Here is a 21990-nt window from a genome sequence, read left to right as displayed (position 1 = left end):
CTCTACCGATCAGCGCGGAACGCGCACGAGCAACCGACCCGGCACGCAGGTCATCGTGAGTTCCTTGCCCTCGCCGATCGAGTCGCCGTCGAGCTGGCGTGGCGTCGCGATGGCGGCGCGGATCGAGACCGAGGCCCCGGTGAGTCGGTCGATCGTGGAGTCGGTGCGCTTGCTCCGGACCATGACCCGGGCGGCCAGCGGCACCCAGGAGAGGAAGCGCTTGGGGTGCAGGAGCACGACGTCGATCTGGCCGTCGTCGATGGTCGCGTCGGGCAGGAGGGGCATGCCGGCCTGGAGGTAGCCCACGTTGCCGACCACGACGGTGCGGACCCAGTGCGTGGTGGGCGGCTCGCCGTCCATCGAGATCTCGACCTTCACGGCCGGGAACATCAGCGACTTCAGGCCCGACAGGATGTAGGCCATCCAGCCGATGCGCTTCTTGATGTCGTCGTTGACGCCCTCCATGATCGCGGCGTCGAAGCCCATGCCGGCCATCACCATGAAGTGACTGGTGTCGATGCCGTCGCCGGTCACCTCCACCATGTCGATGGCACGGTCCTGGCCGTTGAGCCCGACGTCGATCGCGGAGCGGATGTAGAGGGGGATGTCGAGGTTGCGCGCCAGCAGGTTGCCGGTCCCGGCGGGGATGATCCCGACCGGGATCCCGCTCCCGGCGAGCTCGGCGCACACCTCGCGCACGGTGCCGTCGCCGCCGCAGACCAGGACCAGGTCGACGCCGTCCGCGGCGGCCGCGGCCGCCATCCCGGTGCCGGAGTCCTCGACCGTCGTGTAGTGCCAGCTCGGCTCGTGCCAGCCGGCGTCCCGCGCCAGGTTGGTCACCAGGTCGCGGAAGGCGCCCACGTCTTCGACCTTGATCGGGTTGAGCACGACGGCGAGCCGCTTGCGGGAGGAGTAGACCTCCGGCAACGGCTCGATCTTCTGCGCGATGCTCCGCGGTCGCGGGTCGAACCAGACGAGCGCCACGAAGAGCACGGTCAGCGCCAGCAGCGCGCCGGCGATGACGTCGGTGGGGTAGTGGCGCCCCAGCAGCACCCGGTCGAGGATGACCAGGAGCCAGACCAGTCCGAGTCCGGTCACCGCGATGCGCCGCATCGTCTGCTTGCGCACGAAGATCACCGCGAGCACGGCCAGGAGAGCGGTGTAGGCGGTGATCGACGAGGCGTGGCCCGAGGGGAAGCTCAGCGTGTCGTGCAGCCCGAGCGCCTCCTGCCAGTCGGGGCGGTCGCGGCTCAGAAGGAGTTTCAGTCCGGTGGTCAGCAGCGAGGTCACGGCCATCACGACGACCGTGATCAACGCGGCACGGGGGTGCTTCTTCCACAGCAGCGCGCCGGCGAGCAGGAGCGTCAGGATCGTCATCCCGATGGTGTTGAAGACGTCCTCCACCACCAGGAGCACCTGGGTCAGCAGGTCGTGGCGCGCCGTCCAGGCCGCGGCCTCCTGACCGAGGTCGTCGAGACCGGCGAGCGGCGTACGCTCCCAGGTCACCGCGAAGGCGAGCGCGACGAAGAGCAGCGCGCACGCACCGGCAGCGGTCAGGAGCTTCGGTCGGGTTCGATCCAGCACACGAGCGAGTATGCCCAAAGGCTAGCCTTGCAGCATGATCGATCCCCGTCTGTTGCGCGAGAGCCCCGACCGTGTACGAGCCAGCCTGGCGAAGCGTGGACACTCCGACGAGGTCGTCGACAGGGCACTGGCCGCCGACACCGCGCGCCGCGAGGCGATCGCCGCCTTCGAGGCCAAGCGGGGAGAGCAGAAGCAGCTCGGCAAGCTGATCCCGAAGGCGACCGGTGAGGAGAAGGCCGAGCTGCTGGCCCGCACCAAGACGCTCGCCGCCGACGTGAAGGCGGCCGAGGCCGCCCAGAACGCGGCCGAGGAGGCCTGGCAGACGGCCATCCGCGAGATGCCGAACCTCACCCACGACGACACCCCCGAGGGGGGCGAGGACGACTCGGTCGTCATCGAGACCGTGGGCACCCCGCGCGACTTCGCGGCCGAGGGCTTCGAGCCGCGCGACCACATCGAGCTGGGCAAGATCCTCGGGGCGATCGACCTCGATCGCGGTGCCAAGGTCTCCGGCTCGCGCTTCTACTTCCTCACCGGCGTGGGCGCCGAGCTCGAGTTCGCCCTCGTCAACATGGCGATGGAGCAGGCCCGTGAGGCCGGCTTCACCCAGGTGATCGCGCCGTCCCTGGTCAAGCCCCGTGCCATGGAGGGCACCGGCTTCCTGGGCCAGGCGGCCGACGACGTCTACCGGATCGAGGGCGAGGACCTCTACCTGGTCGGCACCTCCGAGGTCGCGATGGCCGCCTACCACTCCGACGAGATCCTCGACGCCACGAGCCTGCCCCGCCGCTACGCCGCGTTCAGCCCCTGCTTCCGCAAGGAGGCCGGCTCGCACGGCAAGGACACCAAGGGCATCATCCGGGTGCACTGGTTCGACAAGGTCGAGATGTTCGTCTACACGACGCTCGAGGAGGCCGAGGCGGAGCACCAGCGCCTGCTGGCCTGGGAGCGCGCGTTCATGGACAAGCTCGAGCTGGCCTACCAGGTCGTCGACATCGCTGCGGGCGACCTCGGCCTGAGCGCGACCCGCAAGTTCGACCTCGAGGCGTGGATCCCCACGCAGGGCAAGTACCGCGAGCTCACCTCGACCTCCAACTGCACCGACTTCCAGGCGCGCCGCCTCGACATCCGTACGCGGACCGACGAGGGATCGACGGTCCCGGTCGCGACGCTCAACGGCACCCTGACGGCCATCACGCGTGCCATCGTGGCGGTGCTCGAGACGCACCAGCAGGCCGACGGTTCGGTGCGCGTGCCCAAGGCGCTGCAGAAGTGGCTGGGACGCGAGGTCCTGGAACCGGTGAACCCCGTTGGCTGAGACGCAGATCCAGCAGGAAGTGTCCCGCTCGGGCGCCGAACCTGCCCCGGGGTGGCGCCCTGCCCTGGTCGCGCTCGACATCGACGGCACGCTGCTGGCGTGGGTCGACGGCCAGGACGTCCCCTACGAGACCATCCGCCAGCCCGTGTACGACGCGGTCCACCGCGCCCGTGACGCCGGCGCCCACATCGTGCTCGCCAGCGGTCGCTCGCCGCACGGCATGACCACGATCGCCGACCTGCTCAACCTCCCGCTGGAGGGCTCCCCGGAGGATCCGACGCCCGACGTCGACGACCGACTCTGGGTCGTCGCCTCCAACGGCTCGGTGATCTTCCGCTACCCGCCGCAGGAGGTCGTGCACGAGGAGGTCTTCGACGCGGCCCCCGCCGTGCGCGCCATCCTGGAGCACCACCCCGACGCCCTGGTGGCGGCCGAGGAGCGTTCGCTGGGTGGCTACCTGGTCAACCGGCCCTTCCCGCCGGGCGAGCTCAACGGCGAGCAGGTGATCACGCCCGTCGAGGAGATCGTCGGCAAGCCGGTCAACCGCGTCGTGGTGCGCGACCCGGAGTCGACCGCCGAGGACTTCCTCGACACCGCCGCCAAGCTGGGCCTGCACGGCACCGACTACGTCGTCGGCTGGAGCGCCTGGATGGACTTCGCCCCGGCCGGGGTCTCCAAGGCCTCGGGCCTGCAGCACGTCTGCGACGCCCTGGGTGTCGACCCGGTCGACGTCCTCGCCATCGGTGACGGTCGCAACGACCTCGAGATGCTGGCCTGGGCCGGCCGGGGTGTCGCGATGGGTCAGGCGATCGAGGAGGTCCGCGCAGCCGCCGACGCCGTGACGGCCACGGTCAACGACGACGGCGTGGCCGTCGAGCTCAACCGCTGGTTCGGCCGGGACTGATCCGGTGACCACCAGCGACGCGCCGAAGGCGGACGAGGACGGAGCCTTCCCGCCCCCTGCGCCGCCGCGACTGGTCGCGACCGACCTCGACGGCACCCTGCTGGGTCCGGACGGCGCGGTGAGCGCCTACACCCGCGAGGTGCTGCTGGCGCTCGAGGAGCGCAACGTGCCCGTGGTCTTCGTGACCGGCCGACCGATCCGCTGGATGGAGCACCTGTGGGAGGAGGTCGGCGGTCACGGGCTGGCGATCCTCAGCAACGGCGGCATCGTCTACGACGTCGCCTCCCACTCCGTACGCCGTGCGCGCACCATCGCTCCCGACGTCCTGGTGCGGGTGGCTCGCCTGCTGCGCTCGGCGGTGCCCGGGACGACGTTCGCCCTCGAGAAGACGACTGGCTTCTCCCGCGAGCCCGACTTCATGCCGCGTCTCAAGATCGGCACCGATCCCGGAGTGCCCGTCGCCCCGCTGGAGGAGCTGGTCGACGGCGAGGTGGTCAAGCTGCTCGCCCGCCACGAGGCCCAGGAGCCGGAGGAGTTCTGGCGCCTGGCCGAGGAAGCGGTCGGCCACGAGGTCACCACCACGTGGTCGTCGGTGGGCACGCTCGTGGAGATCTCCGGCGCGGGCGTCACCAAGGCCACCACGCTCGCGGAGCTCTGCGGCGACCTCGGCGTCACCCGGAGCGAGGTCGTCGCCTTCGGCGACATGCCCAACGACCTGCCGCTCCTCGACTGGGCGGGGCACGCGTACGCGATGGAGAACGCACATCCCTCCTTGCGCGCCGGGGCCAGGCACGTCGCACCCCACCACGCCGCCGACGGAGTCGCCCGCACGCTGGCGCGACTCTTCGGGCTGTGACCTCGCCCCTGGGGCGGCGCTACGCTGTCGCCATGCCGCGCACCGACCGGGTCAGTCGACCTCTCCACGGAGACCGTGTCCGGGCGATTCCGCGGGCCGGGCTGAGCCTGCTCCTGGCCGCCCTGGTCGCCCTGGTCGCGAGCGCCGGGATCCTCGCCGTCCAGGCACCCGCCCAGGCCGCCTGCTCCTGCAAGACCCAGGACCTCAAGAAGCTCACCAAGCGGGCCGACGTCGTCTACACCGGCGTCGTGCAGGGCACCTCGACCTCCAGCGACGGCAAGCAGCAGCTGCAGGTCGTCGCCCAGCGTCTCTTCAAGGGCGAGTTGTCCAGCGCGCGGGTCACGGTCACCAACTCGCTCGGCAGCTCGTGCAGCCTGGGCGAGCCGAAGGAGGGTGACCGCTGGCTCTTCCTGACCACGACTGCCGCCACCACGACGTCCTGCGCCGGGACGCGGCCGCTGCGTCCGCGCGACCTGGCCGTCGTGCAGAGGTCGCTGGGCGTGGGCGAGCGCCTGCCTGAGCCCGACCCCGAGAAGGCCGTCCGTACGAAGGTGGAGAAGTCTGCCCCCGACGACTTCGCGCGTCTCGCGGCGCCGGGCGCGGCGGCGATCCTGCTCGGCCTGCTCGGCCTCGCCGTCGTCGGACGGGTCAACCGCCACTGACGTCGGCCTCGCCCGACGCTCAGCCCTGACGCTCAGCCCTGACCATGGGCCGGGGCTCGCGTCCGTCAGAGGTACATGCCTCCGGACGGCTGGCCGCTGTCGCCACCCGGCTGGGGACGGTGCTGCGGGCCTGGACCGGGCTGTGCACCGGGGACGCCGGGCTGTGCACCGGCCGCCATGCCGGGCAGCGCCCGACGCATCTGCTCGAGCTGCGCCCTGCTGGCCATCTGCTGGGCGTAGATCGCGGTCTGGATGCCGTGGAAGAGGCCTTCCAGCCACCCGACCAGCTGGGCCTGCGCGATCCGCAGCTCACCGTCCGAGGGGGTGGCGTTGTCGGTGAAGGGGAGCGCGATCCGCTCCAGCTCCTCGATCAGCTCGGGGGCGAGCCCCGTCTCGAGCTCCTTGATGGACGCCTGGTGGATGTCGCGGAGGCGGGCTCGGCTGGCCTCGTCGAGGGGAGCCGACTTCACCTCCTCGAGGAGCTGACGGATCATCGACCCGATCCGCATCACCTTGGCGGGCTGCTCCACGAGGTCGGTGACGCTGGAGGGGGACTCGTCCTCGCCCTCCGCCTCCTCCTGGGCCTGCGCGACGACCTCGGCGGGGACGGTGCCGACGGGCTCCCCGTCGGGACCGATGACCAGGACGTGGCCCTGGGGGACCTCGACCTGCACCTCGCTCGCGAGGTCGTCCCGGCCGGGACCGGACGGGTTCTGGGCGTTGGGGTCAGTCATGAGCCCACACTAGTTCGCGTCCGGTCAGGGGTCAGCCCCAAGAAGGGCCTCAGTCGGCGACCTTGAGGACGATCTTGCCGACGTGGCCGCTGTCGTCCATCAGCTGGTGGGCGCGGGCGACGTCGGCGAGCGGAAGCACCTCGTGGATGACCGGGCTGACCTGACCGTCCTCGACCAGGGGCCACACGTGCTCGACGACGTCGGCACAGATGAGCGCCTTCTGTGCGTCGGGGCGCGCCCGCAGGGAGGTGGCGATGACCGACCCGCGCTTGGCCAGGAGCTTGGAGATGTTGAGCTCGGCCTTGACGCCACCCTGCATCCCGATGATCACCAGGCGGCCGTCGTCGGCGAGCGCCGAGACGTTGGCGTCGAGGTACTTCGCGCCCATGTTGTCGAGGATGACGTCGACGCCGCGTCCGTCGGTGACCTCCCGCACGACGGTCAGGAAGTCCTCCTCGCGGTAGTTGATGGTCACGTCGGCCCCGAGCTCGGCGCAGACGGCCAGCTTCTCCGTCGAGCCCGCGGTCGTGAAGACCTTGACCCCGAGTGCCGAGGCCAGCTGGATGGCGAAGGTGCCGATGCCGCCGGCGCCTCCGTGGACCAGGAACGACTCACCCGGCTCGAGGTCGGCGGTCATGAAGACGTTGGACCACACGGTCGTGGCGACCTCGGGCAGCGCGGCCGCGGAGACCAGGTCGACGCCCTCGGGCACGGGCATGAGCTGACCCGCCGGCACCACGACCTGGCTGGCGTAGCCACCGCCGGCGAGCAGGGCGCAGACCTCGTCGCCGACCTCCCAGTCGGTGACGCCCTCACCGAGCGCGGCGACGCGGCCGCTGCACTCCAGGCCGAGCACGTCGGAGGCGCCGGGCGGCGGTGGGTAGAAGCCCTTGCGCTGCAGGGTGTCGGCCTTGTTGACCGCGGTGGCGACGACCTCCACCAGGACCTCACCCGCTCCGGGCGTGAGGTCGGGCAGGTCGACGACGGTGAGGACCTCGGGCCCTCCGGGCTCGGTGATCGTGACGGCGCGCATGGCCCGAGGGTAGCGGGACGTGCGGTCAGGTCCGGTCCGGTGACTCCAGAGCCTCGACGTCGGCCCAGGTGTCCAGGTCGCTGGCCTCGGCGCCCTGCGCGACCACCGGGGCGAGGTCGAGCCCGGCGAGCAGCCGGAAGAACCCGAGGCCGCGGGCGTCCGCCGGGCGTACGTCGTCGAGGCGGGAGGTGCGCAGCGCCACGCAGAGCTGGCGGTGACCCTCCGCGTCGACCAGCACAGCCCCGTCGTGCCCGTCGGCGGCGACGAGCAGGCGGCGTACGGTCGCCGGGGTCACCATCGGCATGTCCACCGCCAGAGCCACCAGCCACTCGGGCGCCACCCCCTCGGACGACAGCGCGTCCCGGCCCGCGAGCAGGCCAGCGGCAGGTCCGCCCCCCGCTGGCTCCTCGCGCACGGTCCGCACGCCGGGCGGTGGGCGGCCCGACCACCACGACCTCGTTCGCCTCGACGGTCGCGGCCAGCGCGTGGTCGAGGAGCGTACGACCGCGGAACGCGACCGCGGCCTTGTCGGCCCCGCCCATGCGTACGCCCGTCCCGCCGGTGAGTACGACGGCACCGAAGGTGGGGGGCAGGGCGGGCATGCGGACCATCGTGGCACCTGAGGCCCGAGGGCGGGTCTACGCTGGGGGCATGGCACCGGGACAGGACCACCAGACGTTGCGGGTGCGGTTGGTGCAGGCGGCGTCGAGCCTGGATCCCGAGGAGAACCGGCGGCGGCTGAGCGGCCTGGTCGCCCACGCCGAACCGGGTGAGCTCGTGGTCTTCCCGGAGGTCTTCGCCCGCGACTTCGGGAGCCCGACAGCGACCTGGCGCCCTTCGCCGAGGACCTCGACGGCCCGTTCGTCACCGCCCTCACGGAGACCGCCGCCGAGCGCGGCATCACCATCGTGGCCGGGATGATCCGGCGCTCCGACGATCCTCGGCGCCCGCTCAACACCTTGGTCGTGCGCGGAGAGGCCAACGCCGAGTACGACAAGATCCACCTCTACGACTCCTTCGGCCACAAGGAGTCCGAGCGCCTGAGCGCAGGTGAGTGGAAGCCGGTCGTCATCGACGTCCAGGGCTTCAAGGTGGGCCTGATGACCTGCTACGACCTGCGCTTCCCCGAGCTGGCGCGGGCCCTGGTCGACGCAGGCGCTGAGGTGCTGGTGCTGCCGGCGGCGTGGGTCGCCGGCGAACACAAGCGCGACCACTGGCGCACCCTCGTCCATGCCCGTGCGATAGAGAACACGGTCTACGTGGTCGCCGTCGGGCAGCCGGAGCCCCGCTACACCGGTCATTCGACCGTGGTCTCCCCCATGGGCGACGTGCTGGTCGAGCTCGGGTGTGGTGAGGGCAACGTCGCGACGCTCCTGGATCGCGACCAGGTGGTCCGTGCCCGCAAGGTGAACCCTTCGTTGGCGAACCGACGCGGGTAACCTCACTGCGTGTCCCAACGCCCAGGTCGTCGTGCTGCCCCGAAGCCGTCCCGCTTCGGTGGCTTCAAGGTCACTCGCCACGGCAAGCCTCCCGCGGGTCGACGCATCGCCGGTCCCGGTGACACGACGACGTCGATCCCCGTCGTCCAGGAACCGCTGCTCGGGACCGAGCCGGCCTCCGTCGCGTCGTCGGCACCGCAGGTGGACCCGCTCGACCGTCCCCTGCTGGACGCCGACCCCTTCGGCATCCGTGCCGCGCTGATCGGCTCTCCCGGCGTCCCGCCGGTCGTGCCCGCTCCTGCAGCCCCCGTCGTGCCGCCGGTGGTGCCGCCCGCCGTGGCCCCGGTGATGCCGGAGGCGGTGCTCCCGCCCGGCGCGCCGGTGGTCAACCACGTCTCCCAGGACGCCGTCGTCGGAGCGGTGCTCCCGGTCGCGGAGCCCGTCGTCGACCTGGCGCCGGCTCCGCTCGACCTGCCCCCCGCGCCCGACCCCGACTTCCGTGCCCCCGAGGGCTACGTGGTCGACCCGCCCATGCCGACCGCCGTCGAGGAGGAGAGCCCCGAGGTCGCACGCGCGCATCGGCGCGAGGCCCTGACGCGCGTCTTCTTCTGGGGCTGCGTGTGCCTCACCGGGATCATCCTGCTCGCCGCAGCCGCCCTCCACCGGGGCCCGGAGTGGCTCGACGGCGCGGGTGCGGTCTGCGTGATCGCGACGTACGCCTGGGCGGTGATGGCACGCACCGGCGGTCGCCAGGTCGTCTTCTCCGCCCTCGCGGTCGCGATCGGCGTGACCGCCGTTGTCTCCGACGTGGAGGTGCTGCGCAGTGGGGCGGCGGTGCTGACCTGCGTGGTCAGCGGGCTGCTGGCGGTGGTGATCACCGTGCCGGCGCGCACCTTCCCGGCGGCGGTGCGCGAGGTGGTGGTGGCCACGGCGGTCGCCTCCGTCGGCGCCTTCGCGACGGTCGGCTTCGAGCCGGTCGCCTCGACCACCCGCTTCGGCTACGTCACGTTGGCCGTGGGCTTCCTGCTCATGTTCGCGCTGGTGTGGCGCTTCGCCGCGGGCCTCCACGGCCTCGGCACGCGTGGCCTGGTCATCGTCGTGGTCGGCACCCTGGTGCTGGCCGTCAGCCTCGTCTACACCGAGCTGCTGCGCAGCTATGCCGGCAACGGGATGGCCAGCGGCAGCGAGCTCTCGGAGTGGTTGCGCTCGACGATCGGCGCCGTGCCTCGACCGCTGACGATCTTCCTCGGCGTCCCCGCGCTGGTCTGGGGCGTCCACATGCGAGCCCGTCGGCGTCAGGGGTGGTGGGTCTGCGCCTTCGGTGCGGCCGCCACGCTGCCCGTGGCCCAGCGCCTGGTCAACCTGGACACCTCCTACGTGGAGGCGGGCCTCCAGACCGCCTACAGCGTCGCCCTGGGCCTCGTCGTGGGCTACCTGATCATCCGGCTCGACCTGGCCTTCACCGGGCAGCGAGGGGCGCGGGCGCGGGCGGCCGAGGAGGCCCACGCCGTACGCCCGGAGCCGCCCCGCTTCTCGTCGCTCTGATTCTCGTGCTCTGAGCGCGCGCGGGTCGCGTCGAGCTCCCGGTTTCGGGTACCTGCGGGTAACGCTTAGCGTCCCCCGCATGGCCCGCAACAAGATCTTCCCCGTGACCGCCGAGATGGCCTCGAACGTCCTGGAGGTGCCCGTCACCGTCGGCGACTCCGTCGAGGTCGGTGAGACCGTGGTGCTGCTGGAGTCGATGAAGATGGAGATCCCGGTGCTCTCGGAGGTGTCGGGGGTCGTCACCGACGTCCGGTTCGAGCCGGGGGCCGTCGTCCAGGAGGGCGACGTCCTTCTCGTCCTGACCTACTGAGGCCTGACCTACTGAGCTCGGGTCACTTCTCGCCGCGGAGCCACTTCATCAGGCCACCACCGGCCAGGGCGGACGGCTTCACGGCCTCGGCGGTCTTCTCGCCGTCGTGGCCGGGGCACTGCTGGTCCTTCGGCACGTTCGCCATCACCTGGGCGACGTGCATGCCGCAGCCCTTCCAGGTGGTCCTGGCGCACTTCTTGCAGACGGTGGGCTGGCACATGGGGCTCTCCTTCGGTGGTCCCGGGTGGGACCGGTGGGGGTGTTGTCGTGTCGAGGTGGAGTGCGGGTCACAGGCCGCTGACGGCCTGGACGGCGGTGAAGATGCCGACGGCCAGCACGAGCGCCGCGAAGGCGCCGGAGAGCGCGCGTCGGTTGACCCGCCCGGCCAGTCGGGTGCCCAGCAGGGCGCCCACGACGGAGGCCGCGGCGAGGGGGAGGACGACGTCCCAGTCGGGGTGGCTGCCCAGGCCGGCGCGGGTGGCCAGCGCCGTGGCGCTGGTCAGGGCGATCACGACCAGTGAGGTCCCGGCCGCGTGGCGCATCGGGAGACCGAGTGCCAGCACCAGGGCGGGCACCACGAGGAAGCCGCCGCCCACTCCGAGGAAGCCGGTGAGCAGGCCGACCACCGTGGCGGTGACCAGCACCTTGGCCGCTTGCGGCCAGTTCACCGCGAGGCGGGGGTCGAAGGTCAGGATGGGTTCGGCGAAGTCGTCCGCCTCCTCCTGCTGGCGTCCACGGTCGACGAGCTGACGCACCATCAGCGCGCCCACGAGCAGCATCAGCACGGCGAACGCGGCCGTCAGCACGTCCTCGGGCACCCGGGTGGAGGCCAGGGCGCCGAGCACGGTGCCGCCGGTCGCGGTGGCGCCGAAGACCACGCCGCGGGCGACCAGCGCCCGCCCGGCCCGGCGGGCGGAGGCCGCGCCGACGAGGGCGGAGACGCCGACCACGATGAGCGACCCGGTGGTGGCCGTCGAGGGGGACTGGTCGAACAGGTGCAGCAGCACAGGCACCGCGAGGATCGACCCGCCGGCACCGAGCGTGCCCAACGTCAGGCCGATCGCCAGACCGATGGCGATGGCCAGGAGCGCGGTCGCCACGTCAGGCGGAGGCGCGCACGTCGTCCCCGACCAGGGGCAGGCCGACCGCGCCGGCGTTGTCGAAGGCGTCGTCGACGGCCACCACGTGGCGACCGCCCGCGGCGAGCAGCGACGCCGCGATGGAGGCCCGGTAGCCGGCCGCGCAGTGCACCCACACCTCGCCCGCGGGCACGTCACCGAGCGAGTGGGTCAGGGCGTGCAGCGGCACGTTGACAGCCCCTTCGACGTGCGCGGCACCGAACTCGTCGGCGCGGCGTACGTCGAGCACCACGACCTCGCGGTGGTGGCGCACCTGGGCCAGGTCGGCGAAGGAGGCGGTCTCGAAGGAGGCCAGCGGACCGTCTGTCCACTGCTCGGGTCGGCCGGTGGCGTGCGCCTCGAGGCGGTCGATGCCGATCCTGACGAGCTCGCGCTGGGCCTCGGCGACCTGCTCGGCGCTCTCGCCGAGGAGGGTGAGCGGGGTGCCCCACTCCATGAGCCAGCCGAGGTAGGTGGCGAACTGGCCCTCGATGCCGAAGTTGAGGCTGCCGTGGGCGTGGCCGGCGGCGAAGGCGGTGCGGTGGCGCAGGTCGACGACCCACTCGCCGGCCTCGATCCGACGGCGCAGCTCGGCGGCGTCGGCCTCGGCCGGGAGGTCGAGGGACGGAGCCTCGGGTCCGGACAGGTTGGCCGGAGCCATGTGGGCGTAGTAGGCCGGCCAGGCGGAGAGCCCGGCGAGCAGCTCGGCCACGTAGGTCTCCTCGTCCTGGGTGAGGACCGGGTTGCTGCGGCGTTCCTGGCCGATCGTCGAGGAGGTCGCGTCGGACTGGCTGGCCGAGCAGAACGACCCGAAGCCGTGGGTCGGGAAGACCTCGGTGGCGTCGGGGAGCAGCTCGGCGAGGCGGTGCGCCGACGCGTGCTGGTGGTGCACGAGGGTGTCGGTGTGGTCCGGCCCGAGCAGGTCGGGTCGTCCGGTGGCGCCGTAGAGCAGTGAGCCGCCGGTGAAGACCGCGACGTGGACGGGCGTGCCCGAAGCGTCGTCGTGGGCCAGGGCGTAGGACAGGTGCGTGAAGGTGTGGCCCGGCGTCGCCAGGGCGGTGACCTGCATCGAGCCGACCTCGATCACCTCGCCGTCACGCACGCCGTGACGCTCGAAGCTGACCGGGTCGTCGGCGTTGACGACGTACGTGGCACCCGTGGCCTCGGCCAGTGCCAGGCCCCCGGTGACGTAGTCGTTGTGGATGTGGGTCTCGAAGACGTGGGTCAGGCGCACCCCCAGCTCGTCGAGCAGGGAAGTGATCCGGTCGATGTCGCGCTGCGGATCGACCACGAAGGCGACCTCGCCGTCGTGGGCGAGGTAGCTGCGGTCGCCGAGGCTCGGGGTCTCGACAGGGACCACGGAGACGGTGCGGAGCTGGTTCACGGTGATTCCTTCCTATCCCCCGGGGGGGTTCTTTTCCACGTTAACACCCTCCGTCAACCGTGGCGACTCGTCGGTGGAGACCGGTCGGGAGGGGGCCGGGAACAGCGATGAGTACCACTGCCCATTCCCCGCTCCGGACAAGTCCACGAGGATGTGCCCATGGATCCTCACTCCACGCCTGCGCCACCGGCCCCCACACAGACAGCGTCCGGGACCTTCCCATGCCCGGAGTGCCGCTCCACGCTGCCCCTCGGCACCCGGGTCTGCCCCACCTGTGGGATCCGGCTCACCGGGCCGCTGGCGCTGGAGCTGTGGCAGGTCGAGCAGCGCATCGGCGCGCTGTCGGCCGAGTCGAAACGGCTGCGTGCCCTGCTCCTGCAGCCCCCCGGTGCCCAGGAGCTCGCACGGACCCCGCAGCGACCGGCGCCCCCTGCTCCGGGCGTCCGCCAGGTCCCCTACCCGGCGCCCAGTCCGACGGCTCCGGCCCAGAAGACGCTGAGCGGTCAGCAGGTCCTGCTCGGCATGGCGGCCTTCCTGCTGCTCTCGGGCCTCTCGTTCTTCCTGCTCGTCGTGTGGAGCCTGATCGGCCTGGTCGGTCAGGCGCTGGTCATGGTCGTGCTGACCGGCCTCGCGGCGGGCGGTGCCGTGCTCGCCACCCGCAAGCGCCTCCCGGCAGCGGCGGAGACGGCAGCCGTGATCGCCTCGGGACTGGTGCTGCTCGACCTCTCAGCGGCGCACCGCCTCGGCCTCGCGGGCCTCGACGCCTTCCCGGCCGAGCAGTACTGGACCGTCGCGGGCCTCCTCGGGGCCGGGCTCCTGCTCGGCTTCGACGCCCTCGTGCCCCGCAGGGACGCCGCGGGCGACCTGCGCCGGATCGTCATCTACCGGCCCGTCGCGGTGCTCTTCGCGCTCGCCGCTCTCTGGGCCGGCGCCGAGCTGATCGACTCCGACGGCCTCGCCCTCTCCGTCACGGGCCTGGCGCTGGCCGGGATCAGCGTCGCCCTGGCGTGGGGCGCGGTGCGCCTGGACGGGCGTACGGGGCTCGTCTCGCCCTCCTCCGTCGCGCCGTGGCTCTCCGCAGCCCTCGGTCTGCTCATCCACCTCATTGCCGCCTTCGACACCGGCTACTCCGCCGAGGCCTCGACCCCGGCGCGCTACGCCGCGATGGTCCTGCTCGCGCTGGTGCCCAGCGCGCTGCTCGTCCTCCAGTCGCGCGCCGGCCTGCGGATGGAGACCCGCTTCGCCCTGCGGATGGTGGGCCTCCTCGGCCTCCTCGTGACCTTCGGCATCCCGCTGTACGCCGCCCCCCGCGGCGCGGTGGCGGTCGTCGCGGTCGCCGTCGGCGTGGCGTTGCTGGTGCTCGCGCTGCTCGGCCAGGACGGGATGGGCGGCCGCATGCCGCTCACGTGGGGCGACCTGTTCAGCTGGATCGGGCGACTGGCCCTGGTCCTGCTCTTCGTCCTGCTCCTCGCCCTGGTCGAGGGCGGTCACGCGAGCGGGCTCGACCTCCAGCTCATCCGCGGTGGCGCCGGTCCCGCCGCCTGGTGGCTGCCGGTGCTGCCGGCCGCCGCGCTGGCCGTGCCCTCGGTGGTCACGGCCGTGCGCCGCGACTCGCTCCTCATCGCCGCGTTGGCTCACGCGTCACTCCTGGCCGGCGTTCTGGTCGGGCTGCGCGACGCCGACGGGATCACCTGGGCGGTGACCGCCCTGGTCGGCGCCGTGCTCTCGCTGGCCGTCGCCGGTGGTGCCCGCTGGGCGGCGATGGAGAGCCGCAACCCTGCCATGGAGCCGCTCGCCTTCGCCGCCGCCACGGTCTACGCGGTCACGGCGGTGCTCGCGGCCGCCGACGTCGACGACTTCGTGCTCGCGACAGTGCTGGTCGTCCTCGGGGCGTTGCTCGTCGCGTACGCCGCCCTGCCGGGCCGCCTCGAGGTCGCCTACCTGGCGATCCTGGCGCTCGCCTCGGGGCTGTACGTCCAGCTCGTCGCCCGCGACGTCTCCACCGTGGAGTGGTACGCGCTGCCGGTCGCCGCCATGCTCGCCGTGCTCGGTGCCGTGCAGTGGCTGCGCGACCGGAAGGCGCCGACCTTCCTGACGATGGCCCCCGCGATCGTCTTCGGCCTCTTCCCCAGCCTCATGGCGGCGATCACCGACGGCCCGGTGTGGCGGCTGCTCGCGGTCACGCTGGCGGCGGCTCTCCTGCTCGTCGTCGGCATCGCCGGGCGGTGGAAGGCGGCCGTGGTGCTGGGCGCGGTGGCACTCGGCATCCTGGCCGTCACCCAGGGCGGTCCGCTGGTGGCCTACGTGCCCGGGTTCCTGCTGCTGGTCGGCTCCGGAGCCGTGCTCCTGGTCATCGGGGTGCTGTGGGAGCACTCGATCGCGCTCGGGCGGCGGACGTACGTCTGGCTCGAGGCCATGCAGTGAGGAGTCGCCGGATCATCCCCCAGGGGGGATGTAACCTCGTGGTGAGAGAAGGAGCCCCCCATGGAGATCGACCCCACTGACATCAAGAGCGTCATCGCCCGACTCAAGCGGGCCAACGGCCACATGGCCAGCGTGATCCGGATGCTCGAGGACGGAGCCGACTGCGAGGACGCCATGACCCAGCTGGCGGCCGTCAACAAGGCAGTTCAGCGCGCGAGCTTCTCCCTGGTCGCGACCGGGCTGCAGCAGTGCCTGGTGAGCGGCGACGGCATCGACGACGAGCAGGTCCAGCGCCTCCAGAAGGTCTTCCTGTCGATGGCCTGAGAGGGCCGGGAGCGAGGGCGCCCCGTGGTCACTCGACCTCGGGGACCTCGCCCAGCTGGGGACAGGTGGCCGCCGCGCAGTCGCGGTAGCGCTCGTCGAGCGCGCGCAGCCGTGAGGTCAGCTCGGGTCGACGCTCGGCCAGGTTGGTGAGCTCGTAGGGGTCCTCGACCAGGTCGTAGACCTCCTCGAAGCCGCTCTTGAGGCGTGCGTACTTCCAGCGGTTGCCGACCCGGACGCCGGAGTAGAGCCGCTGGTCGGTCTGGGCGTCCACCGCGTATCCCTCGATCGGGACCACGCGGCCGACGTACTCCTCCGGCCGCTCCAGCAGGCGTGAGACGTCGAGGCCGTCGACCGGACGGGTCGGGGTCGCACCCGCCATCGCCGCCAGCGTCACCGGCAGGTCGGCGTGGGTGACGACCGACTCCACGTCGGTCCCGCGTGGGATGCCGGGGCCGCGGATCACCAGCGGCACGGTGAGCTGCGGCTCGTAGAAGAAGAGCTTGCCGTCGAGGTTGTGCTGCCCGACGCTGTAGCCGTTGTCGGAGGTGAAGACCACCACGGTGTCGTCGAGCTGCCCCGACTCCTCCAGCACCTCGATGTGGCGCCCGACCGCGCGGTCGACCGCCTGGAGCGACTCGATCCGCTGCTGGTTGAGCTCGCGCAGGTAGCGCTGGCGCTTGGGCTTGGGCGTGAACTTGCGCTCCTGGCCCGCCTGCTGGTCGGGCACGTCGTAGAACATCGACGGGTCGTCGGGGAGGTCGCGCGTCGCGAAGGTGTCGCGGTCGTCGGGGTGGACGTACGGGGTCGGGGGGAAGCGCGGGTTGGTCCGGGCGCTGTCGTTGCCCCGCACCTCCTGCTCGAGGTACTTGGGGTCGTCGTCCTCCCACGGGCCGCCGAAGTGGGGGGCCACGTAGTTGACGGTCATGAACCACGGGCGTGAGGTGCGGCGTGGCTGGCTGAGGAGGTCGTCGACGCGCGCGCCGAAGCCGTCGGAGTTGTAGGTCGTCTCGACCTGCTCCACGGCGCCGTTGTTGGTGAGCTGGGTCTTGTCGTAGTCGTACGTCGTGGTGTCGACGCTCGCGAGCCACCGCGTCCAGCCCGGCGGCACGTAGGTCGCGGTCTCGTCGCTCTTGCCGTAGCCGTTGAGGTACTTGCCGACGAAGAAGGTCTCGTAGCCGGCCTCGTTGAGCCACACCGGCAGGGTGTCGTCGTCCTTGTCCTCGCCCATGAACGACGTGACGCTGCCGTAGGGGCCGGAGATGCCCAGCGCGCCGTGGTTGTGGGTGTACTGCCCGGTCAGCAGGGAGGCGCGGGCGGGCACGCAGATGGGGGTCGGCGCCACCGCGGTGTCGACCGTGGCCCCCTGGTCGGCGATGAGGCGCTGCACGTGGGGCATGTCGAGGACGTCGGTGGCCGAGGCGTCGTCGACGGTGATCAGCAGGATGTTGGGCTTGTCGGTGCGCGACGACTCCGGCGCACGCGGCACCTCGGAGGCGGTGCCGGGGCCGGGCTTCGCCGTCGCCTCGTCGGTGGCGGTGCACCCTGAGGCGAGTGTCGCCATGGTCGCCGCTGCGGCGATTCCGACCACCCATGGCCGCTTGATCATGCTGTTCTCATCTCGCCTGTGCTGTGCTGCCTCGGTCGAGACTAGCCGCTGAGCCCTGAGGTCAAGGCGTCGTTGGCGCAGCGGAAACCGAGATTTGCGGCACTCGAATCGGGGGGTGACGACGTGCGCGCGGCGACCCGGTAACGGTGGCAGTAGGAGTCGTGGCAGAGGTAGGAGCCGCCCCGCATCACCCGGGTCTCAGCCTCAGCCGGACCGGTCGGGTCGTCGGTGCGGTGCTGCGGCGTCTCGGGGGAGAACCAGTCGGCGCACCACTCCCAGACGTTGCCGGCCATCTGCCACAGACCGTGGCCGTTGCGTGTGAAGGACTTCACAGGAGCCGTGGTGAGCCAGCCGTCCTCGAGGGTGTTGCGGGTCGGGAAGTCGCCCTGGAAGAGGTTGGCCATCCAGCGGCCCCGGGGCAACAGGTCGTCGCCCCACACGAAGCGCGCGCGGTCGAGGCCGCCGCGGGCTGCCTTCTCCCACTCCGCCTCGGTGGGCAGACGCTTGCCGGCCCACGCGGCGTACGCCAGCGCGTCGGCGTGGGAGACGTGCACGACGGGGTGGTTGCCGCGGCGCGTCACGTCGCTGCCGGGGCCCTCGGGATGGCGCCAGTCGGCGCCGTCGACCATCAGCCACCAGGGCGTCTGGACCGGGCGCCCGCGCACGTGCCGGGCCTCGCCGTCGTACGCCAGGTGGAAGACCGCTGAGAACCCCTCGGCCTCCGCGGTGGTGACGTGGCCGGTGGCCTTGACGAAGGCGGCGAACCGGTCGTTGGTCACGGTGGTCTCGTCGATCCAGAACGACGGCACCGTCACGACGCGCGCCGGACCCTCACCGTCCCCGGCGTAGCCCTCGCCGAAGGAGTCGCCCATCCAGAAGTCACCACCGGGCACGAGGACCTGTCCCTTGCGGTTCGGTGTGCTCGGTGAGGCGGGACGCGGGGCGTCGACCCAGGCGTCGGCCGTTGGCCCTGGGGCAGGGCGGGCATCGTTGCGGGCGGGACCGCAGCAGTCGTTCGACATGCCTCCACCTCCTCGACGCGGGCGCTCTCGACGCTGGTTCTCTGAACGGTACGTCTCCAGGCACAGGCGTCGCAGACGCACCAGCGCCCCGTGCATCGTGGCACGGGGCGCTGGAAGGCTGGAGAGTCGTGACGCTCAGGCGGCGCCCTGCGAACGCCAGTAGTCGTTGATCGCCTCGTTGGTCTTCACGAACCAGACGATCGGGAGCACGAGGAGCGCGGCGCCGGGGAAGTACCAGAGCCCGGTGACGGCGGAGACCTTCGGGTCCTGGCCCGCGCGCTCGCGCAGGGCGCCGATCTCGTGCGACGTGATGAAGGGCATCACGACGCCGACGACGATCGCGAGGAGCAGGGCGAGCACGCCCCCGATGCCGGCGCCGGAGTGGGTCTTCATCTCCTGGTGGACCTTGTAGAACCAGTAGATCGAGTAGATCCCCAGGGTGACGATGCACAGCAGGATCGCCACGCCCGTGCCGCGGACCTGGCCGATCGGGCCGGTGCCCGGGCCGGCGAACTGCTCCCCGGCGGGCGGGGCGTACGGGGCGGATCCGGAAGTGGTGGTCATGATTCCCTCGAGTTTTCGTTCGGTCTGCTGACGGAGTGCTACGGCCCGCAGGCTAGTGCCTCGGGGCGACGGTGGGCGCCCAGTCCACCGTCCTCGCCCCGGGTGCTTCAGCGTCCGCGGGCGGTGGTCTGGACCAATCCCCAATGCGGGAGGTGGTCACAGCGCTCCAGCGGGGTTAGACAGGAAGTGGACATTTCGGGGGAAGGTCCACTGCGGTCTCCGGCCGTGACCACCGGCGACGACTCCGTCGACGGTGCCACATCGCGGTCCGACATCTGGGTGACACCGCCGCCCCGGCGCCACGTACGACGTGGTGAGCGCCGCCGCGAGGGCGACGCCGTCTCGTGCTGCGCACGACCACGTCCGCCGGGGAATCGTCCCCGGCGGTCCGGAAGCACCCTGCCCAGATCTCACACGGGCCCAGAGCACACACGGAACGGAAACAATCATGGACATTCGGGGGAAGCGTCCACTGCTGGCGGCGCTGATCAGCGTCCTGGCCCTCTGCGTCATCGCGCCATCGGCGTACGCAGCGGTCATGGTGGGCACGAAGAAGGCAGACAACCTGCGTGGCACACCGCGCGCAGACACGATCTCGGCGCGCGCCGGCAACGACCGCGTACGCGCCTTCGGCGGCAACGACCGGATCTACGGCGAAGCGGGTCGTGACCGCCTCGTCGCCGGAGCGGGCAACGACGGGGCGTGGGGTGGTCGCGGCAACGACGAGCTCCTGCTCGACGCGGGCGACGACCGTGGCTACGGCAACGACGGTCACGACACCGTGCGGGGCGGCCTGGGTGCCGACCAGCTCTTCGGCCAGAACGGCGACGACTCGCTGATCGGCGCCGACGGCAACGACGTGCTCGACGGCGGCAACGGCTACGACACGCTGCAGGGCCGTGACGACGACGACACGTTGCGCGGCGGCAACGACGGCGACTCGGTCTGGGGCGGCGACGGCAACGACGCCATGGAAGGAGGCGACAGCTACGACTTCATGCTCGGCGAGGAAGGCAACGACGCGCTCGACGGCGGCTCGGACAGCGACTACCTGGAGGGCGGCGAAGGCGATGACAGCATCTCCGGCGGGACGGGAGCGGACTCCCTGATCGACGGTGAGGGCTACGACGACGTCTACGGTGGCAGCGGCCAGGACCTGGTCTACCTCGGCGAAGGCAGTGACTACGTCTCCACCGGCGACGGGGGCGACACGATCTGGGTCCTCTTCGACTCCGGCTCCGACTCGGTCTACTGCGGCGACGGCGACGACATCGTCTACATCGTGGCGCCGAACGGCACGCCGACGGGCGACTACTTCAGCGTGTTGTGTGAGTCGGTGGTCTACCGGACGTCGGCGCCGGACGACTGGCCCTACTGAGTCAGCGCGACCACGAGTCCCGGCCGGAGCGCTCCGGCCGGGACCCTGGCACGGACCACGATGCCCGGCGCGACCGCCTACGGCCTGAAATGAGTGAAGCCCCGTCCTGGGACGGGGCTTCACTGCTGGCGGTGACGGAGGGATTTGAACCCTCGGTGGACTTGCGCCCACAAACGCTTTCGAGGCGTTCTCCTTAGGCCGCTCGGACACGTCACCGCGACGAACGTTACCGGACCCCTCGGGCGGTCACTAAATCGGATCCCGCATCGGAGCTGGTGGGCTGGTGGCGCTCCTAGACTCACCCCATGCCCCGGGTCCTGATCATGTTGCTGCTGGTCCTCGTGCTCGCCGCGCTGGTCTATTACTACTTCAGGACGCCGTCGGTCTCGCCGCGTCGTCTCGCGGCAGCGCGGTGGCGCGTCAAGGCGGCGACGGACCTCGCGTACGCCCACGACGAGATCTCCCCGCACCTCGCCGGCTCGATCATCGCCCGGACCCGCGGCCTCAACGAGGACGACGATGTGTCGACCCTCGAGGACGCGGTCGAGGACGTGCTCGCCCTGGCCCGGCAGCACCGCGCCGAGGAGCCGGACCTGGCGGTCATCGTCATCGACACCCTGCGTCGCGACGAGCCGCCTGCGCTGAGCTGACGACGTACGTCGGGCAGCAACTGGCGACCTGGAGACGCCCACACGGCGTCCAGCGTCTCCCAGCCGCCAGTTTCCGCCGGTCGAGCTCAGCCCCGGTGGCGCGCGAAGAAGGCGTCCAGACGCTGCGTGGACTCCTCGGCCAGCACCCCGGCGACCACCTCGGGACGGTGGTTGAGCCTGCGGTCACGCACGACGTCCCACAGCGAGCCCACGGCGCCGGCCTTCTCGTCGTACGCCCCGAAGACCAGCCGCTGGAGACGCGACAGGACGATGGCGCCGGCGCACATGGTGCAGGGCTCCAGGGTCACCACCAACGTGCAGCCCTCGAGCCGCCACTCGCCCCTGGCCCTCGCGGCCTCCCGCAGCGCCACCACCTCGGCGTGGCCGGTGGGGTCGTGGTCGGCCTCCCGCACGTTGCGTCCGGCGCCGATCACCTCACCGGTGGGGGAGAGCACGACGGCGCCGATCGGCACGTCCTCGGTCGCCAGCGCTGCGTCGGCCTCGGCGAGGGCGAGGCGCATCGCCTCGTCCCACTGGTTGCTCGCCACGTCTCAGGGACCCTCGAACCCGACGGCGTCGTCGAAGGCGGGACCGAAACCGAGGCGGTGAGCGACGTCGGAGAGCATCTCGTCAGGGTAGAGCTCGACGTCGTCGACCAGTTCACCCATGTCGTCGGCGTGCATCCCCAGGTCGGCCACGATCCCGAGGTCGCCGGCCGGCCCGTGGTCGTCGTCCTCCGGGTCGAGCAGGCCGAGGAAGTCGACCACCGACTCGGCGATCTCCCACTCCAGCGCGGCGGTCACGTCGGAGAGCAGCGCGCGGGTGGCAGAGCCGTCGACCCGCACCAGGACGAAGAAGTCCTCGTCGACGCCGACCATCGCGAGCGCCCCCCCACCCGTGTCGAAGCGTCGCAGCCCCGAGGCCAGCGTCTCCACCGACACCAGCGTCGTGTCGGCGAGCTCGCCCAGGTGCCACTCCCCGTCGGCGACGTAGGCGGCCAGCGCGAAGTCGATGGTGTCGTCGTGCACCACCCGCGTGACCGATCCAGACTCCGCCATGACTCGCCTCGTTCGTGGACCACCGGACCCCGTCCAGACTGACAGACAACGGCTCCCGGGCCAACCCCGAGAAGGGC

At 71.6% G+C, this 21990-nt stretch carries 23 protein-coding genes, 1 tRNA gene and 1 pseudogene; 12 read left to right on the top strand and 13 right to left on the bottom strand.

Annotated elements, in window-relative coordinates; translation table 11 throughout:
- Positions 1-9: 9 nt before the first annotated feature.
- Positions 10-1584: a bifunctional phosphatase PAP2/diacylglycerol kinase family protein gene (locus FCL41_RS16350; protein ID WP_239021690.1), complete on the bottom strand. Its 1575-nt coding sequence runs from the start codon at positions 1582-1584 to the stop codon at positions 10-12.
- Between the two features lie 34 nt (positions 1585-1618).
- Between FCL41_RS16350 and serS the strand changes: the two genes are divergently transcribed.
- The 4 genes from serS to FCL41_RS16330 are packed head-to-tail and all read left to right on the top strand — an operon-like array spanning position 1619 to position 5324.
- Positions 1619-2902, top strand: coding sequence for a serine--tRNA ligase (gene serS, locus FCL41_RS16345; RefSeq protein ID WP_137064645.1), 1284 nt, complete (start codon positions 1619-1621; stop codon positions 2900-2902).
- Positions 2895-3806: an HAD family hydrolase gene (locus FCL41_RS16340; protein WP_239021689.1), complete on the top strand. Its 912-nt coding sequence runs from the start codon at positions 2895-2897 to the stop codon at positions 3804-3806. The genes serS and FCL41_RS16340 overlap by 8 nt, the downstream gene beginning before the upstream one ends.
- A gap of 4 nt (positions 3807-3810) precedes the next feature.
- A complete protein-coding gene (locus FCL41_RS16335) occupies positions 3811-4662 on the top strand; it encodes an HAD family hydrolase (RefSeq protein ID WP_137064646.1) in 852 nt (283 codons plus the stop codon).
- Between the two features lie 32 nt (positions 4663-4694).
- Positions 4695-5324 (top strand): hypothetical protein, encoded by a 630-nt coding sequence (locus FCL41_RS16330; RefSeq protein WP_137064647.1) that lies wholly within the window; start codon positions 4695-4697, stop codon positions 5322-5324.
- 65 nt (positions 5325-5389) lie between these two features.
- On the opposite strand, the gene FCL41_RS16325 is transcribed toward FCL41_RS16330, so the two are convergent.
- The 3 genes and pseudogenes from FCL41_RS16325 to mobA all read right to left on the bottom strand — a co-directional run bounded on the left by FCL41_RS16325 (position 5390) and on the right by mobA (position 7633).
- Positions 5390-6058, bottom strand: a complete 669-nt coding sequence (locus tag FCL41_RS16325; protein ID WP_137064648.1) for a bacterial proteasome activator family protein — start codon at positions 6056-6058, stop codon at positions 5390-5392.
- Positions 6059-6107: 49 nt separating this feature from the next.
- Complete coding sequence (locus FCL41_RS16320) at positions 6108-7091, bottom strand: NAD(P)H-quinone oxidoreductase (protein WP_137064649.1); 984 nt, start codon at positions 7089-7091, stop codon at positions 6108-6110.
- 25 nt (positions 7092-7116) lie between these two features.
- A pseudogene (gene mobA / locus FCL41_RS16315) lies at positions 7117-7633 on the bottom strand (molybdenum cofactor guanylyltransferase).
- A gap of 109 nt (positions 7634-7742) precedes the next feature.
- Here mobA and FCL41_RS17570 point away from each other — a divergent pair.
- The 4 genes from FCL41_RS17570 to FCL41_RS16300 all read left to right on the top strand — a co-directional run bounded on the left by FCL41_RS17570 (position 7743) and on the right by FCL41_RS16300 (position 10385).
- Positions 7743-8012, top strand: coding sequence for a hypothetical protein (locus FCL41_RS17570; RefSeq protein WP_239021688.1), 270 nt, complete (start codon positions 7743-7745; stop codon positions 8010-8012).
- The gene (locus tag FCL41_RS16310; RefSeq protein WP_239021886.1) at positions 7919-8530 is read left to right on the top strand and encodes a carbon-nitrogen hydrolase family protein; all 612 of its coding nucleotides are present in this window, start codon (positions 7919-7921) and stop codon (positions 8528-8530) included. Before FCL41_RS17570 ends, FCL41_RS16310 begins: the two co-directional genes overlap by 94 nt.
- Positions 8531-8539: 9 nt before the next feature.
- Entirely contained in the window at positions 8540-10075 is a 1536-nt protein-coding gene (locus FCL41_RS16305) for a hypothetical protein (RefSeq protein ID WP_137064652.1), read from the top strand.
- A 79-nt stretch (positions 10076-10154) separates the two neighbouring features.
- On the top strand, positions 10155-10385 hold the full coding sequence (locus FCL41_RS16300; protein ID WP_137064653.1) for a biotin/lipoyl-binding carrier protein: 231 nt from the start codon (positions 10155-10157) through the stop codon (positions 10383-10385).
- Between the two features lie 22 nt (positions 10386-10407).
- Here the strand turns inward: FCL41_RS16300 and FCL41_RS16295 are convergent, their stop codons facing one another.
- The 3 genes from FCL41_RS16295 to FCL41_RS16285 form a co-directional block, all read right to left on the bottom strand.
- Positions 10408-10605, bottom strand: coding sequence for a hypothetical protein (locus FCL41_RS16295; protein ID WP_137064654.1), 198 nt, complete (start codon positions 10603-10605; stop codon positions 10408-10410).
- Positions 10606-10672: 67 nt separating this feature from the next.
- Positions 10673-11485, bottom strand: a complete 813-nt coding sequence (locus FCL41_RS16290; RefSeq protein WP_137064655.1) for a sulfite exporter TauE/SafE family protein — start codon at positions 11483-11485, stop codon at positions 10673-10675.
- Position 11486: 1 nt separating this feature from the next.
- Positions 11487-12887: an MBL fold metallo-hydrolase gene (locus tag FCL41_RS16285; RefSeq protein WP_137064656.1), complete on the bottom strand. Its 1401-nt coding sequence runs from the start codon at positions 12885-12887 to the stop codon at positions 11487-11489.
- Positions 12888-13046: 159 nt separating this feature from the next.
- On the opposite strand from FCL41_RS16285, the gene FCL41_RS16280 reads away from it, so the two are divergent.
- The gene (locus FCL41_RS16280) at positions 13047-15311 is read left to right on the top strand and encodes an SCO7613 C-terminal domain-containing membrane protein (RefSeq protein ID WP_137064657.1); all 2265 of its coding nucleotides are present in this window, start codon (positions 13047-13049) and stop codon (positions 15309-15311) included.
- Positions 15312-15371: 60 nt separating this feature from the next.
- Positions 15372-15635 (top strand): metal-sensitive transcriptional regulator, encoded by a 264-nt coding sequence (locus FCL41_RS16275; protein WP_137064658.1) that lies wholly within the window; start codon positions 15372-15374, stop codon positions 15633-15635.
- 28 nt (positions 15636-15663) lie between these two features.
- Here FCL41_RS16275 and FCL41_RS16270 read toward each other — a convergent pair whose 3' ends face one another.
- The 3 genes from FCL41_RS16270 to FCL41_RS16260 all read right to left on the bottom strand — a co-directional run bounded on the left by FCL41_RS16270 (position 15664) and on the right by FCL41_RS16260 (position 18827).
- On the bottom strand, positions 15664-17241 hold the full coding sequence (locus tag FCL41_RS16270; protein ID WP_137064659.1) for a sulfatase family protein: 1578 nt from the start codon (positions 17239-17241) through the stop codon (positions 15664-15666).
- Between the two features lie 41 nt (positions 17242-17282).
- Positions 17283-18263: a formylglycine-generating enzyme family protein gene (locus FCL41_RS16265; protein WP_137064660.1), complete on the bottom strand. Its 981-nt coding sequence runs from the start codon at positions 18261-18263 to the stop codon at positions 17283-17285.
- 135 nt (positions 18264-18398) lie between these two features.
- Positions 18399-18827 carry a DUF4234 domain-containing protein gene (locus tag FCL41_RS16260; protein WP_137064661.1) on the bottom strand — a complete coding sequence of 143 codons (429 nt, stop codon included), beginning with the start codon at positions 18825-18827 and terminating at the stop codon, positions 18399-18401.
- Between the two features lie 448 nt (positions 18828-19275).
- Between FCL41_RS16260 and FCL41_RS16255 the strand changes: the two genes are divergently transcribed.
- On the top strand, positions 19276-20205 hold the full coding sequence (locus tag FCL41_RS16255; RefSeq protein WP_137064662.1) for a calcium-binding protein: 930 nt from the start codon (positions 19276-19278) through the stop codon (positions 20203-20205).
- A 126-nt stretch (positions 20206-20331) separates the two neighbouring features.
- On the opposite strand, the gene FCL41_RS16250 is transcribed toward FCL41_RS16255, so the two are convergent.
- Positions 20332-20421, bottom strand: a tRNA-Ser gene (locus FCL41_RS16250).
- 89 nt (positions 20422-20510) lie between these two features.
- On the opposite strand from FCL41_RS16250, the gene FCL41_RS16245 reads away from it, so the two are divergent.
- Positions 20511-20855, top strand: a complete 345-nt coding sequence (locus FCL41_RS16245; RefSeq protein ID WP_137064663.1) for a hypothetical protein — start codon at positions 20511-20513, stop codon at positions 20853-20855.
- Between the two features lie 86 nt (positions 20856-20941).
- On the opposite strand, the gene tadA is transcribed toward FCL41_RS16245, so the two are convergent.
- Together tadA and FCL41_RS16235 are read right to left on the bottom strand one after the other, a co-directional pair.
- Positions 20942-21403, bottom strand: a complete 462-nt coding sequence (gene tadA / locus FCL41_RS16240) for a tRNA adenosine(34) deaminase TadA (protein ID WP_275403744.1) — start codon at positions 21401-21403, stop codon at positions 20942-20944.
- 3 nt (positions 21404-21406) lie between these two features.
- Positions 21407-21913, bottom strand: coding sequence for a tRNA adenosine deaminase-associated protein (locus tag FCL41_RS16235; protein WP_137064664.1), 507 nt, complete (start codon positions 21911-21913; stop codon positions 21407-21409).
- Positions 21914-21990: the final 77 nt, after the last annotated feature.

It is taken from the genome of Nocardioides jishulii, assembly GCF_006007965.1.
In the GTDB taxonomy this organism is placed as follows: Bacteria; Actinomycetota; Actinomycetes; order Propionibacteriales; family Nocardioidaceae; genus Nocardioides; species Nocardioides jishulii.
This window is presented reverse-complemented; position numbering and strand designations above follow the sequence as displayed.